Origin of the sequence: Bacillus sp. BS1807G30 (assembly GCF_040047675.1) — a bacterium.
GTDB classification, from domain to species: Bacteria; Bacillota; Bacilli; order Bacillales; family Bacillaceae; genus Bacillus; species Bacillus altitudinis.
In genome coordinates this window covers 2,708,288-2,724,227 of record NZ_CP157353.1, presented here as the reverse complement: position 1 = coordinate 2,724,227, position 15,940 = coordinate 2,708,288, and the positions used below count along the sequence as shown (strand labels likewise).

Here is a 15,940-nt window from a genome sequence, read left to right as displayed (position 1 = left end):
AAGATGTTTGCTAATCGTTCCCATATAGAGAGAAAGCTTGATCTTCGAACAGGTCTTACCATTTTTTAAGAGATGTTCTCATTTCAATAAGCGGGAGCGAAAAAATCTTGAAAGCGTGATATAATAAGGATTCGAGGTTTTAAAAGCTGTTTTCTTTACTAAGTTCATCTGTTAAGGTTTATAATAGAAAAGCAGGTCATTCGACATACTCGAATGTTCATGTATTTTTTACATGATGGTTTTATTTTTATATGTTATTTCATGGATTTTGGAGGAATGTATCATGGTGACAACAGTGCAAAGTACTTTCCGGCAGGAAGCGCTTGCGACATTAGAAGAAGCGAATAACGTCAACCATGCTGTTTTGATAAGCTACTCCAGAAGAGTTGACGATCTGGATCCTCTTGCCTTTTTCCAAAGCGGCGAAGCGGATTTTTTAGGCGAGCGGTTTTTTTGGTCTGATCCAGAAAGCCAAATGATATTTTCTGGACTTGGCAGAGCGGCCGTGATTAAATCATCAGAGCAAGGCAAAGAACGATTCAATATCGTCCATCAAGAATGGGAGCAGCTGAAACAGCATATGTTCCATTTTCATGATGAGAAGGAGTTAAAGCAAGCGGCAGTTGGTCCGCTTTTATTTGGAGGATTTTCATTTGATCCATATGAAGAGAAGGCGCGTCACTGGGAAGCATTTGGCGAGGCTCATTTTTTTGTGCCATCGATGATGCTGACTGTTTCAAAAGAGGGCACGTTTCTAACGATCAATGAATGGAACGAGGTGGACGGGAATGTTCATCAGCTCATTCAAGAGTTAGAACAGAAAGCTTCTAATTTTGATGCATTGCCTGTCAGAAATCATGGACAAGCTGAGCTTGTTCATATGGAAGAGTTAGATGTCCAGGAATGGATGAAAGCAATCCATGAAGCGACAGAACACATTCGTGTGAACGAATATGAAAAGGTTGTTTTAGCAAGAGAAGTCTTGCTTCACTATAAAAATCAAATTGAACTCGCTCCACTATTAGCAGAATTACTAAAACATCAAACAACGAGTTATGTATTTGCTATAGAGCAGGGAAGACAAGCGTTTGTCGGGGCGACGCCTGAACGTTTAGTGAAAAAAAGCGGTGGTGAAGTCTTTTCATCTTGTTTGGCAGGTTCTATTGTACGTGGTCAAGATGAAGTAGAAGATCAGGCACTAGGTGAGGAACTGCTTCATGATGAAAAAAATTTGATTGAACATCAAATTGTCGTGAATATGATTGAGCAGGCATTTGAAGCAAACTGCCATCATGTGCATAAGCCAAATCAACCAAGTCTTTATAAAACGAAAAACATTCAGCATTTATTTACACCCATTGTGGGAGAAATCAAAAGCAGCTGTTCACTCTTTTCATTAATTGAACAGCTTCATCCAACACCAGCGCTTGGAGGATATCCTAAGGAAAAAGCGGTAGAGGTGATTCGTGAAATCGAACCGTTGAAACGCGGTTGGTATGCGGCGCCAGTGGGATGGATTGATTCTAAGGACAATGGAGAATTTGCTGTCGCCATTCGATCAGGTCTTATTGAGGAAGACCAAGTTCGTTTGTTTGCTGGATGTGGAATTGTAGAGGATTCCCTTGCAAAACAAGAGTATGAAGAAACGCAAGTGAAATTAAGACCAATGCTGTCTGCTCTTGGAGGTCGTCCTATTGAATAATCAAATCATGACAAGATATATTGGCAGATTAATGGATGAATTTGTGCAAAGTGGTGTGAAGGAGGCAGTTGTTTGTCCTGGCTCCCGTTCAACACCGCTTGCGATGCTCGCTCTTGCTCATCAAGAAATCAATGTCCATGTGTTAGTGGATGAACGGTCTGCTGCTTTTTATGCACTGGGTCTTGCGAAAGCGAGCCAAACACCAGTGCTACTCATTTGTACATCAGGTACGGCAGCAGCTAACTTTTACCCAGCTGTTGTCGAGGCACATTATTCTCGGGTACCACTGATTGTTTTAACTGCTGATCGGCCGCACGAATTGAGGGAGGTTGGGGCACCTCAAGCGATTGATCAGCAATTCTTATTCGGTAAGTTTGTTAAATGGTTCACAGACTTAGCCTTGCCAGAAGAAAGCCAAACGATGCTGCGGTATGTCCAAACTGCTGCTGCTAGGGCAAGTCATGTGTCTATGCAGGAGCCAAAGGGACCAGTTCAGGTGAATGTGCCGCTGAGAGAACCATTGCTACCTGACTTGTCTATTGATCCTTTTGATAGAGAAGAAGGAGTTGCGAACAAAGTTTTAGCAGCAGGTCAAGCTCGTCCGGATGATCGGGTTATGTCAGAATTAGTGTCTATCATGAACAAAGCGGCAAAAGGAATCATTGTTGCTGGTGAACTTCACTCGCAGGAAGAGCAGGCGTCAGTGTTACGTCTTGCAAAAGCTTTGCATCTGCCAATTTTAGCTGACCCGCTTTCTCTTTTGCGAAATGGGCATGAAAGTGAAGAATACATTATAGATGCATACGATTCTTTGTTAAAAGATGAGGCATTGCAGCAGCATCTCTTGCCTGAAATGGTCATTCGTTTTGGACCGATGCCTGTGTCTAAGCCTTTATTTAAGTGGCTGGAAAAGCATGCGGAAGTGAAGCAGATTGTCGTCGATGCTGCGGGTGGTTATCGAGATCCTGGTTTAAGCGCATCATACATGATTGAAAGTCATGCAGTCTCTTTTGTAGAAGAAGTCTTGATGAGAGCGGAAAAGCGTCAGGATACATCTTATTTACGACGCTGGCAGAGTGTCAATTCTTCTTTTAGAATGCATGCAAATCAATACAATGATGAGGACCTGACATTTGAGGGAAATGTGTATCGTCAGCTGCAGCACCTTTTGCCAAAAGAGAGTGTGCTCTTTATCGGAAATAGTATGCCTATTCGAGATGTCGATACCTTTTTTGAAACGCAGTCAAAACCGTTTCGGATGATGGCGAATCGCGGAGCAAATGGTATTGATGGTGTTGTGTCCACAGCTCTTGGAACATATGCAGCCTTGAAACAACCCATCACTTTAGTCATCGGCGATTTGTCTTTTTACCATGATATGAACGGTCTTCTTGCAGCTAAGCTAATGGACATTCCGCTCACGGTTGTGTTGTTAAACAATGATGGAGGAGGAATCTTTTCTTTCCTTCCGCAGGCATCCGATGAACCGTATTATGAAAAGCTCTTTGGTACGCCGACTGGGTTGAATTTTGAGTATGCATCAAAGCTATATGGGGGAACCTATTCGAAGCCGACAACGAAAGAAGAGTTAAAAGATGTGTACTTGGCGCATATCCAAGAACCAGGGCTTCATTTAATTGAGATTGAAACTGACCGGCATTCTCGCGTGGGCAAACATCGCCAAATGATGGACGAGATATTGAGGGAAGTGAAAAAAGAATGCCTTCACTCATAATACGAATGCACGATGGTGTGGCGTATGAGGTGATAGACCATAACCCATCTGCTGAAAATGCCACGTTATGTTTACATGGCTTTACAGGGAGTGCAGCTTCTTGGGCTTTTTTGAATACTTATACAGAAAAACATACGAGATTGATTCAGGTCAGCTTGCTTGGACATGGCCGCACAGACTCACCAAAGAGTATAAGAAGATATGCAATGTCCCAGCAGCTGGCAGATCTTGTTGAGATTTTAGATCAATTAAAGCTTCACAAAGTGAATATTCTCGGATATTCTATGGGAGGGCGTATTGCTTTATCATTTGCCTCCCGTTATCCAGAACGTGTAAACAAGTTGATTCTTGAGAGTACATCTCCAGGGCTGAACTCTTTTAAAGAGCGGATGGCGAGGCTGAATCATGATCATCAGCTAGCTCAAAAGATCAGACATGAAGGATTAGCGCAGTTTGTGGATTTTTGGGAGAACATTCCGCTGTTTGCTTCGCAGAAATCCTTGCCAGCGGACAGGCTAACGCAACTGAGAGAGGGAAGGCTAAAAGCCGATCCTAACGGGCTGGCTCGCAGCTTAGAAGGTATAGGAACCGGTTCACAGCCGTCTATGTGGGAAGCATTAAAGCAGATAAAACAGCCTGTTTTACTCATTTGCGGAACACTTGATAAAAAGTTCTGTGACATCGCCAAACGTATGCAGCAGGAGCTTGAATACAGTCAATTCACAGTAGTAGAGCATGCCGGGCATACAGTTCATGTGGAACAACCACATTTTTTTGGTAAAATAGTAAGTGAGTTTATTTTATCGCAAGATTAGAGGAGGAAATATTGATGGCTATTGAATGGCAAACTGAGCGTCAGTATGACGAAATTTTATATGAAACATATAATGGGATTGCAAAAATCACCATTAACCGTCCGCATGTACATAATGCATTTACACCAAAGACTGTAAGTGAATTAATTGATGCATTCTCACGTGCTCGCGACAATTCAGATGTTGGTGTCATTGTCCTTGCAGGTGCTGGAGGAAAAGCATTCTGTTCAGGTGGAGACCAAAAAGTACGCGGTCATGGCGGCTATGTAGGAGACGATCAAATTCCACGTCTAAACGTCCTAGACTTACAGCGTTTAATTCGTGTCATTCCAAAACCAGTTATTGCGATGGTTGCGGGCTATGCGATTGGCGGCGGGCATGTGCTTCATGTCGTGTGTGACCTTACCATTGCAGCAGACAATGCGATTTTTGGACAAACAGGACCAAAAGTGGGCAGCTTTGATGCTGGTTATGGATCTGGCTATCTTGCACGTATTGTGGGTCATAAGAAAGCAAGAGAAATCTGGTACTTATGCCGTCAATACAATGCACAAGAAGCGCTTGATATGGGACTTGTCAACACAGTTGTACCATTAGAGCAGCTGGAAGAAGAAACAGTGAAGTGGTGTGAGGACATGCTAGAAAAGAGCCCGACTGCTTTACGATTCTTGAAAGCTGCATTTAATGCTGACACAGATGGATTAGCTGGTATTCAGCAATTTGCAGGAGATGCGACCCTTCTTTATTACACAACAGATGAAGCAAAAGAAGGACGCGATTCCTTTAAGGAAAAACGAAAGCCAGACTTCGGTCAGTTCCCTCGTTTCCCTTGATTCAATGATATGGATGAAAACAGCTTAGTGCATCAGACTGAGCTGTTTTCTTTTATGAAAAGGAGGTGTCATGATGAAGCAACCGAATTGGCTGCTGCACCGTGCGTATTTAACGCCAGACCGGGTCGCACTCATTTATCAAGACAAAGAGTGGACATTTCGTGATTTAGCGAATGATGTAGACAAACTTGCGAATCGACTGACACGTGCATCTTTTAAAAAAGGGGATACGGTTGCGATTTTAATGAACAACCATCCTCACATGGTCATGCTTGTTCACGCTTGTTTTTTATTAGGCTTCAAGATTGTGTTATTGAACAATAAGTTAACAAAAGCAGAGAGACGTTTTCAGCTGGAAGATGCGAAAGTCATGGCTTTATTAACAGAGCCTGCATATGCAAATGAGCATCATGGTGATTTACCTGTTTATACAATAGAGACTTTACCTGATGCAGATCATGATATGGAAAAGAAGGTCGTACATGATATTGATTTAAATGAGACGGCGACTATTATGTATACATCTGGAACGACAGGACGCCCTAAAGGGGTGGAGCAAACGTTTGGCAATCATTTTCATAGTGCTGTTTCCTCGGCATTGAATTTAGGGATCAGGGAGGACGACCGCTGGCTCATTGCCTTGCCTCTTTTTCATATAAGCGGTTTATCCGCTATATTTAAATCTGTCATATACGGTATGACTGTCGTGCTTCATCAAAAGTTTGATGTCGATGAAGTCAAGAATGCTATTGAACAGCATCGAGTGACGATGTTGTCAGTTGTTCAAACCATGCTGTCCCGTTTATTAAGTGGACTTGAAGAATGTCCATCATCTTTGCGTTGCCTGCTGTTAGGGGGAGGTCCTGCACCTTATGCGATGCTTCAAGAGAGTAAGGAGAAAGGATTTCCTGTGTTTCAATCGTACGGTATGACGGAGACCTGCTCGCAAATTGTGACGCTTGCGCCTGAATTTAGTGTGGAAAAGCTTGGATCAGCGGGAAAGCCCCTTTTTGGGTGTGAATTAAAGATTCAAGATGAGAACCGTCCGTGTCGTCCTTTTGAGCATGGTGAAATCATGGTAAAAGGTGCAAATGTCATGAAAGGCTACCTTTATCGTCAAGAGGCAACAGCTGCTGCATTTGAGCAGGGCTGGCTGAAAACGGGTGATATTGGCTATGTAGATGAGGACGGATTCTTATTTGTGCTTGATCGGCGGTCAGACTTAATTATTTCTGGCGGAGAGAATATTTATCCAGCAGAAATTGAAGCAGTTCTTTTAACACATCCAAATGTAAAGGAAGCCGGAGTGACGGGTATGTATGATAAAAAATGGGGAGAGGTACCTGCTGCCTTCCTTGTGACAGATGAGCAGATTCCGGAGAATGAGCTCTATGCTTTATGTCAGTCGCAATTAGCCAAGTATAAATGGCCCGCCGCTTTTCACTTTGTGGATGAGCTGCCAAGGAATGCGTCGAATAAATTGCAGAGGCACAGACTCAAATCAAAGGGGTTTTTAGATGATTCAAATTGAACGCGTGATCTTATATCATGTCACGATGAAACTCAAACAGCCGTTTACAACGAGCCTTGGGACCATTTCAGAGCGTGAGTTTATTATTGTCGAGGTCAAAGATCAAACAGGATTAACTGGATGGGGAGAGGTATCTGCCTTCTCTTCTCCGTGGTATACAGAAGAAACCATCGAGACCTGCTATCACATGCTGAGGGCTTTCTTTATCCCGAACGTGCTGACCCGATCTTTTACACATCCTTCGGACATACCAGACAGCTTGTACCATTTTAAAGGCAATAGAATGGCCAAAGCGGGAATTGAGGCAGCTGTGTGGGATATTTATGCGAAGCGAGAAAATAAGTCCTTACGTGACGTCTTAGGCGGTACTAGAGATAGAATTCCATCTGGTGTCGTTGCGGGGTTAGGACCAATAGATGATATGATTCAGCAAATCGAGCAGTTTGTTGATCAAGGCTATCAGCGTGTGAAAGTGAAGATTAAGCCTGGACAAGATATTGGACTTCTACAAAAGATAAGAGAGTCTTTCCCTCACCTTCCGTTAATGGCGGACGCAAACTCTGCGTATGAATTAAAGGATATTAGCAAACTGAAGCAGCTCGACGACATTCGTTTATTAATGATTGAACAGCCATTAGCTGCAGATGACATTGTCGATCATCGGCATTTGCAAAAGCATTTAAAAACACCAATCTGTTTGGATGAAAGTATTTGTTCTTTAGATGATGCGAGAAAAGCTGTAGAACTTGGAAGCTGTCAGATTATTAATGTGAAGCCTTCACGAGTTGGAGGGCTGACTGAAGCTCTTAAAATTCATGCGTTCTGCAAGGAGCAGCAGATTCCGTTATGGTGCGGTGGAATGATTGAAACAGGCATTTCTCGCGCGCAAAACGTGGCACTTGCATCACTTCCCCAATTTACGATTCCTGGGGATATTTCAGCATCGTCGAAATATTGGGAGCAGGATATCATTTTTCCTGAAATCAAAGTTGAAAATGGGTTTATTGAGGTGCCTCGTTCTCCAGGTATGGGCGTAGAAGTTGATTATCAAGCGCTTCGTTCTTTCTCAGATAAAATTGATGTGTTTACAAAACATGATTTTGTGAAATGAAAACGAATGAATCGCCATTTGCACCATCAATAGAACCACTGTATAGTTGAGGAAAGTTTTTCCTTCCTGTCTGAACAAAAAGAAAGAGCGGTCATCCGCTCTTTCTTACTCTTCTACAAGCCCGCTGTCGTAAGCAAGCTGTCCAATATACTGATGCATGTCATTGGGCATGTCGGAAACATGTCCGTATTCATAATCCCAAAGATTTAAAAAGGAGTGAGCTGCTTGATAAAATGCAGCCTCGTCCGCGTCCTGAATTTCTTCAAGAAACGTTTGAGCAAGCCGATCGTTTTTCAAAGCGAAGCGCCTCCTTTAATGAGACTTAAAGGTCTTGAGGTTTAAACGTTTTACAGTCAGTTTCTTCACTTTTCTCAGCCGTATTTCCTGTATGGCTGACGACATAAATTGCATCTGCACCACAACGATTTCCAGCATTCCAGTAGGAACAGTTGTTTACTTCACAAAGGATTTTTTGACTCATACAGATGACCTCCTTTTGAGTATGTCTTTCATCTATAATGTAACCGAAGTAAGGGGCGTTCATTCATGTTAATCTTCCTGACGAATATAACGCTTATCTTTCATAAACAATTTCCAGAAGAAGTAAAACCCAGGGAAGAGGATGATAAACCCTACAATATACGTAATAAATAATGCCCTAAATGTGACGGGATCTGTAAACCCAGACATGATGGTAATATCAGGATAGGCCATATAGGGCAAATGCGCATGTCCATACACATAGCTTGCTAAGAAATATTGAATTGTAATGGCGATAACCGCTAAACGTGGTCTCCCTTTCCGATGTTTAAAGCGACTGTTTGGTAAAAATAGAGCCAAACCTGCAATCAAAAACATGAGTAGAGAAACAAGAAGGATCGGGATGTTCTGCATCATTTTTGTGAACAGCCAATTGGCCTCACTTCTCAGTGTGAGCATGATAAAGAAAGCCATCATGAGAGAAAGTGGACCCGTAATCAGTGCTCCTCTTCTATAAATGTTATAAGCCTCATCTTCGTTTGCAACATTAGAAAAATCAGCTAAAAGCAAAGATGAGAGAAAAAGGGTACTGAAAATCGCAAAACCTACGAAAGAATAGACATTTGCGCTTGTAAAGACCAATCCTAAATCTAATGAGTAGACATTATTCTCCTGAAAGATGAATCCACCATGTGTAATGGGGAGAACCATGATGAGAATGGACGGAATAATAAAGCCGCTAATTCCTGAAATATATGTAACGGCTTTTCTATATTTTTTAGGCAGTGAATGAGAGAAGACGAGAAATCCGCTTCGCAGTGCAAGAAGCAACAAAATAATGCTGCCGGGTATTAATAGAACAGTGCCTAGCACAAATGTTGCACCTGGAAACAGGCTAAACAAGGCAACGACGATGGCTACAATGAACACGTTAGTTACTTCCCAAGTTGGAGAAAGATACTTATTTGCGATATTTGCGGCCTTTGTCTGCTCTTTGTTCATGTAAATCATTGACCAAAATCCTGCACCGAAATCCATTGATGCCATCACTGCATAGATAAACACGAATCCCCATAAGATGGTGATTGCAATGAGTGCATCAGTTGTTACATCCATTTGCATCAAGATCGCTCCCTTTTTAAGATTCTGTTAACCGTAAGTCTTCTTCAATTGAATGTTTTCTAAAGTAGTACGTCAGTACAATCACAGTTGCGATGCCTAAAATGAGATAGACAATGGCAAAAAGGATGAAAAGTGTACCGATAGATCCTGATGATGTGACGACTTCAGAGGTTTTGAGCATTCGATAAATCACCCATGGCTGACGGCCTGTACAGGCAAAGATCCAGCCAAATTCAATCGCCAAGAGACTAAGGGGCCCGCCAAATAAATAAAGGACAAGCAGCCATTTTGGATAATGTTCGCGTTTTAAAATTTTGCGGTAAAACAGTGCTAACACAGCAAAGAAAATGAGCAATGAGCCGATAATGACCATTCCATTAAATAATGTGTGAATAAATAAAGGCGGCCACTCGTCTCTAGGAAAATCATTTAACCCTTTAACCACAGTATCAAAGCTATTTCCTGCAAGAAAACTAAGCGCCCAAGGGATTTCGATAGCTCCTTTGATTTCTTGCGTATTGGCATCAGTAAAACCGCCAATGGCCAGAGGCGCATGTGATTGCGTTTCAAATAAACCTTCAGCACCCGCTAATTTTTCAGGCTGATATTCATACAGAAGCTGAGCTGATTCGTGACCGTTTAAGGCTGTGAGAAAAGAGAAAAGTCCACCAACAATCAGTCCAAGAAAAAGGGCTTTTCGATGAAAGGTATAGAGCTTTTCGTTTTTTCTAGTTTTCAACATTTTAAATGCAGCGACAGAAGCAATGACAAAAGCGCCTGTTGTAAAAGCAGACAGTACTACGTGAGTAGCAGTGACAACAAAACTAGGATTGAAAAAGGCCTTCCAAGGTTCGATATTCGTTATTTCTCCATTGACCATTTGAAAGCCAGCGGGTGTTCCTTCAAAAGCATGTACGTTTGTAATGAGAATCGCTGAAGCTGCTGCACCAATGACAACGAAAATAACGGTAATGATGCGCATGGCTGGTGATAAACGATCTGCTGCGTACACATAAATAGACATAAATAGTGCTTCAATAAAGAAAGCATAAATTTCTATTTGAAATGGCAGTGACATGACTTTTCCGATGACCTCCATAAAACCAGGCCATAGAAGGGCAAGCTGCGTACCAGCAATGGTACCGGTTGGAATGGCAACACCTAACAGAACAGCCTGCGCTTTTGTCCATCGTTTGGCCATGATGGCATAATGCGGGTCCTTCGTTTTTTGAAAGATGAGTTCAGCTAACAAAATCATTAGCGGGATGCCTACGCCAAGCGAGGCATAAATAATATGGAAGCCCATTGTTGTGCCGAACAGACTTCTAGCTAAAACGAGATCAGTCAATTTTTTCTCCGCCTTTCTTATCGCATCTCTTTTGATGGTGTTTATTATTCTCCACCATTTTTAGATTATTCTTCCTGACTAAGAAAGCTTGTTTTTTGACAAGTTGTAAAAGAGGGAGTAGAATATAATTATAAAACGTAATCGTTACGTTTTAATGATGAAGGGAGTTTTGACATTGAAAAGAGATATTCATCCAACCTCACATGAAGTTGTATTTATGGACGTAAACAGCGGTTACCGCTTCTTAAGTAGATCAACAAAGACATCACATGAGACCGTAGAGTGGGAAGATGGGAAGACTTATCCTGTCATTAAAGTAGAGACAAGCTCTGATACGCATCCATTTTATACAGGACGCCAGAAATTCGGAGAAAAAGGCGGCAGAGCGGAGCAGTTTAAGAAAAAATATCAAATGTAACCAAAGAAACACACCTGATCATGGTGTGTTTTTTTGTGCAGTAAAAAACCCCGGCTGATCGCACGGGGTTCATGAATTCATTCAACATTTAAAGCTGTTTTTAATGTGTTTAAATTTTGTTTCATTAAGCTGACATAGCTTTCGCCATTTTTAGCATCATCTTCTGTAATGGATTCTAGATTTTTCAGTGTAAGGCTTTTTGCCCCAATTTCACTGCGAATCGTATCTGATACTTTACTGCTGACGTTATTTTCAAAAATGACATACTTGATGTGATGCTTTTCTGCCTGTTGTACGATATTTTCAAGCTGTTTTTGGGAAGGCTCTTCAGAAGCAGAGAGTCCTAGTACACTGATTTGCTCAATGCCATAGCGCTTTTCCCAGTAGCCGTATGCTGCGTGAGAAACAAGAATTTCTTTATGTTTTGCTTTAGATAACGTTGTTTTGAATTCCTGATCTAACGATTGTAATTCTTTTTTTAGTGATTCATAGTTTTTTGTGTATTCGTCTTTATGATCTGGATCTAGTGAAACAAGTGTGTCTTTAATGTTTTTTGCCATTTGCTGTGCATAAACAGGGTCTAGCCATGCATGGGGATCTTTATCTCCGTGGTCGTGTCCATCATGGTCATGATCTTCACCTTCATGATCGTGATCATGGTCCTCACCTTCTTCATGAGCATGTTCTTCTTGTGTTGATAATAGCTTGATGCCTTCGGCTGCTTTCACTGTTTTCACGCCTTGGTCTTTTAACGTAGAAGCCGTTTTATCAGCAAATGCTTCAGCACCTGTTCCGCTGTAAATAAAAGCATCTCCTTCAGCCATTTCAACCATCGTTTTTGAACTTGGTTCAAAGCTGTGTGCATCTGCATTGGCAGGGTACACACTTTGAGCATTTACGTGAGAGCCGCCAATTTTTTCAGTGAAATCTTGAATAGGGAAGATCGTCGTGTAAATGGTTAATTTCCCGTCTGCTTTTCCTTTTGAAGCATTTGTCCCCGCACTGCTTGAGCAAGCGGCAAGACCGACCGCTAATAAAGCAGCTGTTAAAATAAAAAAGATTTTTTTCATCTAAGAATGTCTCCTCTCAACCTATTAGATAGAAATGATTACGATTTAATGTCCTGAGTTATTGTATCGTAATAATTACGATTTGAAAAGAGGAAAATAAAAAATTTTCATCAGAAGATGTTTCCTCTAAAAAAATAGACGTCAAAACGTGACGAAATTTAAAACATTGTGCTATATTTATTTTTAAAAAAAGAAAAAGGAATGGACAAACTTATGAAACTTTTAGACGAAATCATCGAGTACAATCAACAATTTTGCGAAGAGAAGCGATATGAAGAGTTTACAACAACGAAGTTTCCACAGAAAAAAGCTGTCATTCTATCATGTATGGATACAAGACTTGTTGAACTGCTTCCGCGCGCCATGAACATGAAAAATGGCGATATTAAAATTGTCAAAAGTGCTGGCGCTCTTGTTTCTCACCCATTTGGAAGTATTATGCGAAGCATTTTAGTGGCTGTTTATGAATTGAATGCTGACGAAGTTTATGTGATCGGGCACCACGATTGCGGGATGAGTAAAATAGACAGCCAAACCCTATTAAATAAAGCCGTTGAGCGCGGTATTCCCGAAAAACGAATTGAAGTACTGGAATACTCAGGAATCGATTTTCAACAGTGGCTCAAAAGCTTTAGCTCAGTTGAAGATAGCGTGAAGGACAGTGTGTCTGTCGTTAAAAATCATCCGCTTCTTCCATCTGATGTGCCTGTGCATGGTCTAGTGATTGATCCTGGGACAGGTAAGCTTGACTTAGTTGTCAACGGTTATGAAGAAAAGTAAGTTATTTTTCCTTTTTAGGTGGGACTGGATCCATGCCTCCAGGATGCAGCGGGTGACATTTTAAAATTCGCTTGATTGTGAGCCAGCCGCCTTTTAAAGCGCCATGCGTTTTGATCGCCTCTAGCCCATAGTTTGAACAGGTGGGATAAAACCTGCAGCTCGGCGGTGTCAGAGGGGAAATGCATTTTTGATAAAAGCGAATGATGCCGATAAAAATTTGTTTCATAGAGGTTCCTCCTTGTCTGTCTTTTCACAGTATAAGAAAAAAGGACAAGGAAGGGAAGTTTTATAAACTAAACTGGTCGGAGCAATATGTTATAATATAGGAAATTGCAATTATAGGAGTGGTGATTAATGCCTTCAGTTGAAAGCTTTGAACTTGACCATAATGCTGTAAAAGCACCTTACGTTCGTCATTGCGGCGTTCATAAAGTGGGATCAGATGGGGAAGTGAACAAATTTGATATCCGTTTTTGTCAGCCGAACAAGCAGGCAATGAAACCTGATACGATTCATACATTAGAGCATTTACTTGCGTTTAATATTAGAACACACTCAGAGAAATACGATCATTTTGATATCATTGATATTTCTCCAATGGGTTGCCAGACTGGCTACTATTTAGTTGTCAGCGGTGCACCGACACCAAGAGAGATCGTTGAACTGCTTGATGCAACATTCAAAGATGCAGTGGAGGTAACAGAAATTCCTGCTGCAAATGAAGAGCAGTGCGGTCAAGCGAAGCTTCATGATCTTGAAGGAGCAAAACGTTTAATGCGTTTCTGGCTGTCTCAGGACCAAGAAGAGCTATTAAAAGTATTTGGATAATTAGCAAGATGATGATGAACCGGACATATTGAATGTCCGGTTTTTTACATGAAATGAAACGGGAGCTGTTAAAATAGGGGATATTTGTTAAAATGGACATGTCAGTAAAAAAGGGGGATACACGAATGCGGAAAATGGTAGGAATCATTTTGATGCTCGCATTACTTAGTGCATGTGGAAACTCGGCAGCGAGCAATGACAAGGGAGAAGTGCCTGAGTTATTAGAAGTTAAGCTTACAGGGCCGGAGCAAGTGGAGAAAAATGAAAGCGTTATAGTAAAAGCAGCTGTCACATATGGTGATACGCCTGTTGATGATGCAGATGATGTTGAATTTGAAGTGTGGAAAGATGGCGACAAGGATAACAGCAAGATGATTCAGCCAAAGAAAAAGGAGAAAGGTGTATATGAATTGCATACAGCTTTCAAACAAGATGGCCTTTATATCATACAAGTCCATGTGACAGCTAAACAGCAGCATAATATGCCGAAGACAAACATCCATGTAGGTGATGTGAAAAAAGAGAGTTCATCTACTGAAGAAGAAGATACCTCACATCATTGAAAGCGGTTTTATTTTGGGTTAGGACGTTGGTTTGGTTCAGCATCCTGTGGTGAATCGACTTTATGCTTGTAATCATAAGCCTTTGATGTCGTCCACAGTGATAAAAAGACAACGATTGAGATAATGATAAAGCTGATAATCCCAAGTAACAGCATCTAACTCCCTCCTTATTTCCATATTAACATATATTTCATGCGGTCAAAATAGAAGAAAATGCTGGCAGGTTTCAGTATAATAAAAAAAGGGTAATCCCATACTAAACGCAACTACATAAGGAGGAATCAACATGTCTGAAAAATTATTAAACGTCGTCAATAAACAAGTAGCAGATTGGACTGTGCTTTACGTAAAATTACATAACTATCACTGGTATGTAAAGGGAAAAGACTTCTTTACACTCCATGAAAAATTCGAGGAATTATATACAGAAACAGCCACTTATATCGATGATTTGGCTGAACGTATGCTCGCATTAAATGGACAACCTGTTGCGACAATGAAAGAGTGCTTAGAAATTTCTAGCATTCAAGAAGCGGAAGGCAATGAATCAGCCGAGCAAATGGTGAAAAATCTGTATGATGATTTCTCTAATATTGCAGAAGAACTTAAGCAAGGCATGGAGCTGGCTGCAGAAGTTGGCGATGAAACAACAGGTGATATGCTGCTTGCGATTCATCAATCCATTGAAAAACACAACTGGATGCTAAAAGCATACTTAGGATAAGCGAATGTGAAAGGAATGTCGATCATCAAACAGATCGGCATTCTTTTTTTGTGGATTTGTGACAGGCAGCCCATTGAATTGATGGGGCTTTTAGCCGAAGAGAAAAGGGAAGGGAGGGGAGAAGATGTCCTCAATTGCAGGAATGATGAGCCAGCAAGTGGCGAGTATTCAAAAAACACTCAATATCAGTTTATTGAATTCACAGCTTGCCACGAACACAGCCCAAGCTATGGTGATGCTCGATCAAGTGCAGCAGCAGCCTCAAGCTGTTCAGCCCAAAGATTCAGACGCTACGTTTATTGATGTCAGAGTTTAACCAAGAAAGCCGCCGTCACAGGCGGCTCTTTTTATGCGCTTCACGAGTTTTTTGAGCAGCTGACCATGCCTTTATTTTTTGTCGTCCAAGCTATTCATCAAATGCGGCATATACTATTGAGGTAAGAAGTTCCACTATGAAAGGATGTTGATGCCAAGTGAGCAAGGATTTAGGCATCTTTTCGTTGTTTACAGTCAGTTTGTCGGCAATGGGCTTTCTGTTTGGTGGAGCAGGATATTTACTCATGATATTAGTGACACTAATGGCTATTGAATTAATTTGTTCAAGCCTAAGAGAATCTGTGACTGGACAACTTACGATGAAGCGTTTTTTGACCCGGCTTGTTCGAAAGGTTGTGACGATTTCTTTAATATCCATGGCACACTTCTTCGATGTCATGCTGAAGACTGGGGGGACAATTAAGGATTTAGCGCTCATCTTTTATATTATTTATGAATCGTACCAGATTGTCTCAACAGCCAAAGCTCTCGGAATTCCCATTCCACAGTTGTTTATTGATGTGTTAGACATGATTAAAAATAAATTGCGCAAAAAGCCGTAATT

20 protein-coding genes are annotated in these 15,940 nt (G+C 41.3%); 13 read left to right on the top strand and 7 right to left on the bottom strand.

What is annotated here, in order from left to right; all coding sequences use genetic code 11:
• Nucleotides 1-283: 283 nt before the first annotated feature.
• The 6 genes from ABG082_RS14010 (at nt 284) to menC (ending at nt 7,727) form a co-directional block, all read left to right on the top strand.
• Nucleotides 284-1,702: an isochorismate synthase MenF gene (locus ABG082_RS14010; protein ID WP_017358381.1), complete on the top strand. Its 1,419-nt coding sequence runs from the start codon at nt 284-286 to the stop codon at nt 1,700-1,702.
• Entirely contained in the window at nt 1,695-3,437 is a 1,743-nt protein-coding gene (menD, locus tag ABG082_RS14005; RefSeq protein ID WP_272511831.1) for a 2-succinyl-5-enolpyruvyl-6-hydroxy-3-cyclohexene-1-carboxylic-acid synthase, read from the top strand. The genes ABG082_RS14010 and menD overlap by 8 nt, the downstream gene beginning before the upstream one ends.
• A complete protein-coding gene (gene menH, locus ABG082_RS14000) occupies nt 3,422-4,252 on the top strand; it encodes a 2-succinyl-6-hydroxy-2,4-cyclohexadiene-1-carboxylate synthase (protein WP_017358379.1) in 831 nt (276 codons plus the stop codon). The genes menD and menH overlap by 16 nt, the downstream gene beginning before the upstream one ends.
• A gap of 14 nt (nt 4,253-4,266) precedes the next feature.
• A complete protein-coding gene (gene menB, locus ABG082_RS13995; RefSeq protein ID WP_008342913.1) occupies nt 4,267-5,085 on the top strand; it encodes a 1,4-dihydroxy-2-naphthoyl-CoA synthase in 819 nt (272 codons plus the stop codon).
• A gap of 70 nt (nt 5,086-5,155) precedes the next feature.
• Entirely contained in the window at nt 5,156-6,616 is a 1,461-nt protein-coding gene (locus ABG082_RS13990) for an o-succinylbenzoate--CoA ligase (protein ID WP_348936195.1), read from the top strand.
• Nucleotides 6,603-7,727, top strand: a complete 1,125-nt coding sequence (gene menC, locus ABG082_RS13985; protein WP_008342917.1) for an o-succinylbenzoate synthase — start codon at nt 6,603-6,605, stop codon at nt 7,725-7,727. Before ABG082_RS13990 ends, menC begins: the two co-directional genes overlap by 14 nt.
• A 105-nt stretch (nt 7,728-7,832) precedes the next feature.
• Here the strand turns inward: menC and ABG082_RS13980 are convergent, their stop codons facing one another.
• From ABG082_RS13980 to ABG082_RS13965, 4 genes are all read right to left on the bottom strand, one after another.
• On the bottom strand, nt 7,833-8,024 hold the full coding sequence (locus ABG082_RS13980) for a hypothetical protein (RefSeq protein ID WP_017358376.1): 192 nt from the start codon (nt 8,022-8,024) through the stop codon (nt 7,833-7,835).
• 25 nt (nt 8,025-8,049) lie between these two features.
• Nucleotides 8,050-8,208, bottom strand: coding sequence for a DUF1540 domain-containing protein (locus ABG082_RS13975; RefSeq protein ID WP_008360682.1), 159 nt, complete (start codon nt 8,206-8,208; stop codon nt 8,050-8,052).
• A 68-nt stretch (nt 8,209-8,276) separates the two neighbouring features.
• Entirely contained in the window at nt 8,277-9,323 is a 1,047-nt protein-coding gene (locus ABG082_RS13970) for a cytochrome d ubiquinol oxidase subunit II (protein ID WP_175415480.1), read from the bottom strand.
• A 22-nt stretch (nt 9,324-9,345) separates the two neighbouring features.
• A complete protein-coding gene (locus ABG082_RS13965) occupies nt 9,346-10,677 on the bottom strand; it encodes a cytochrome ubiquinol oxidase subunit I (RefSeq protein ID WP_035391038.1) in 1,332 nt (443 codons plus the stop codon).
• A 175-nt stretch (nt 10,678-10,852) separates the two neighbouring features.
• On the opposite strand from ABG082_RS13965, the gene ABG082_RS13960 reads away from it, so the two are divergent.
• Nucleotides 10,853-11,095, top strand: a complete 243-nt coding sequence (locus tag ABG082_RS13960) for a type B 50S ribosomal protein L31 (protein WP_017358374.1) — start codon at nt 10,853-10,855, stop codon at nt 11,093-11,095.
• A gap of 77 nt (nt 11,096-11,172) precedes the next feature.
• Here ABG082_RS13960 and ABG082_RS13955 read toward each other — a convergent pair whose 3' ends face one another.
• Nucleotides 11,173-12,165, bottom strand: a complete 993-nt coding sequence (locus ABG082_RS13955; RefSeq protein WP_025207846.1) for a zinc ABC transporter substrate-binding protein — start codon at nt 12,163-12,165, stop codon at nt 11,173-11,175.
• A gap of 213 nt (nt 12,166-12,378) precedes the next feature.
• Here ABG082_RS13955 and ABG082_RS13950 point away from each other — a divergent pair, with 213 nt between their 5' ends.
• The gene (locus ABG082_RS13950) at nt 12,379-12,945 is read left to right on the top strand and encodes a carbonic anhydrase (RefSeq protein ID WP_019743673.1); all 567 of its coding nucleotides are present in this window, start codon (nt 12,379-12,381) and stop codon (nt 12,943-12,945) included.
• 1 nt (nt 12,946) lies between these two features.
• Here the strand turns inward: ABG082_RS13950 and yidD are convergent, their stop codons facing one another.
• Nucleotides 12,947-13,171 carry a membrane protein insertion efficiency factor YidD gene (yidD, locus tag ABG082_RS13945; protein WP_008342933.1) on the bottom strand — a complete coding sequence of 75 codons (225 nt, stop codon included), beginning with the start codon at nt 13,169-13,171 and terminating at the stop codon, nt 12,947-12,949.
• 128 nt (nt 13,172-13,299) lie between these two features.
• Here yidD and ABG082_RS13940 point away from each other — a divergent pair, with 128 nt between their 5' ends.
• Nucleotides 13,300-13,773, top strand: coding sequence for an S-ribosylhomocysteine lyase (locus tag ABG082_RS13940; protein WP_008342935.1), 474 nt, complete (start codon nt 13,300-13,302; stop codon nt 13,771-13,773).
• 125 nt (nt 13,774-13,898) lie between these two features.
• Complete coding sequence (locus ABG082_RS13935) at nt 13,899-14,336, top strand: FixH family protein (protein ID WP_348936194.1); 438 nt, start codon at nt 13,899-13,901, stop codon at nt 14,334-14,336.
• An 8-nt stretch (nt 14,337-14,344) separates the two neighbouring features.
• Here ABG082_RS13935 and ytzI read toward each other — a convergent pair whose 3' ends face one another.
• Nucleotides 14,345-14,491 (bottom strand): YtzI protein, encoded by a 147-nt coding sequence (gene ytzI / locus ABG082_RS13930; protein WP_017358370.1) that lies wholly within the window; start codon nt 14,489-14,491, stop codon nt 14,345-14,347.
• A 131-nt stretch (nt 14,492-14,622) separates the two neighbouring features.
• On the opposite strand from ytzI, the gene ABG082_RS13925 reads away from it, so the two are divergent.
• The 3 genes from ABG082_RS13925 (at nt 14,623) to ABG082_RS13915 (ending at nt 15,938) form a co-directional block, all read left to right on the top strand.
• On the top strand, nt 14,623-15,060 hold the full coding sequence (locus tag ABG082_RS13925) for a Dps family protein (RefSeq protein ID WP_025207844.1): 438 nt from the start codon (nt 14,623-14,625) through the stop codon (nt 15,058-15,060).
• A 124-nt stretch (nt 15,061-15,184) separates the two neighbouring features.
• A complete protein-coding gene (locus ABG082_RS13920; protein WP_008342942.1) occupies nt 15,185-15,376 on the top strand; it encodes a hypothetical protein in 192 nt (63 codons plus the stop codon).
• Between the two features lie 157 nt (nt 15,377-15,533).
• On the top strand, nt 15,534-15,938 hold the full coding sequence (locus tag ABG082_RS13915) for a phage holin family protein (RefSeq protein WP_058213939.1): 405 nt from the start codon (nt 15,534-15,536) through the stop codon (nt 15,936-15,938).
• Nucleotides 15,939-15,940: the final 2 nt, after the last annotated feature.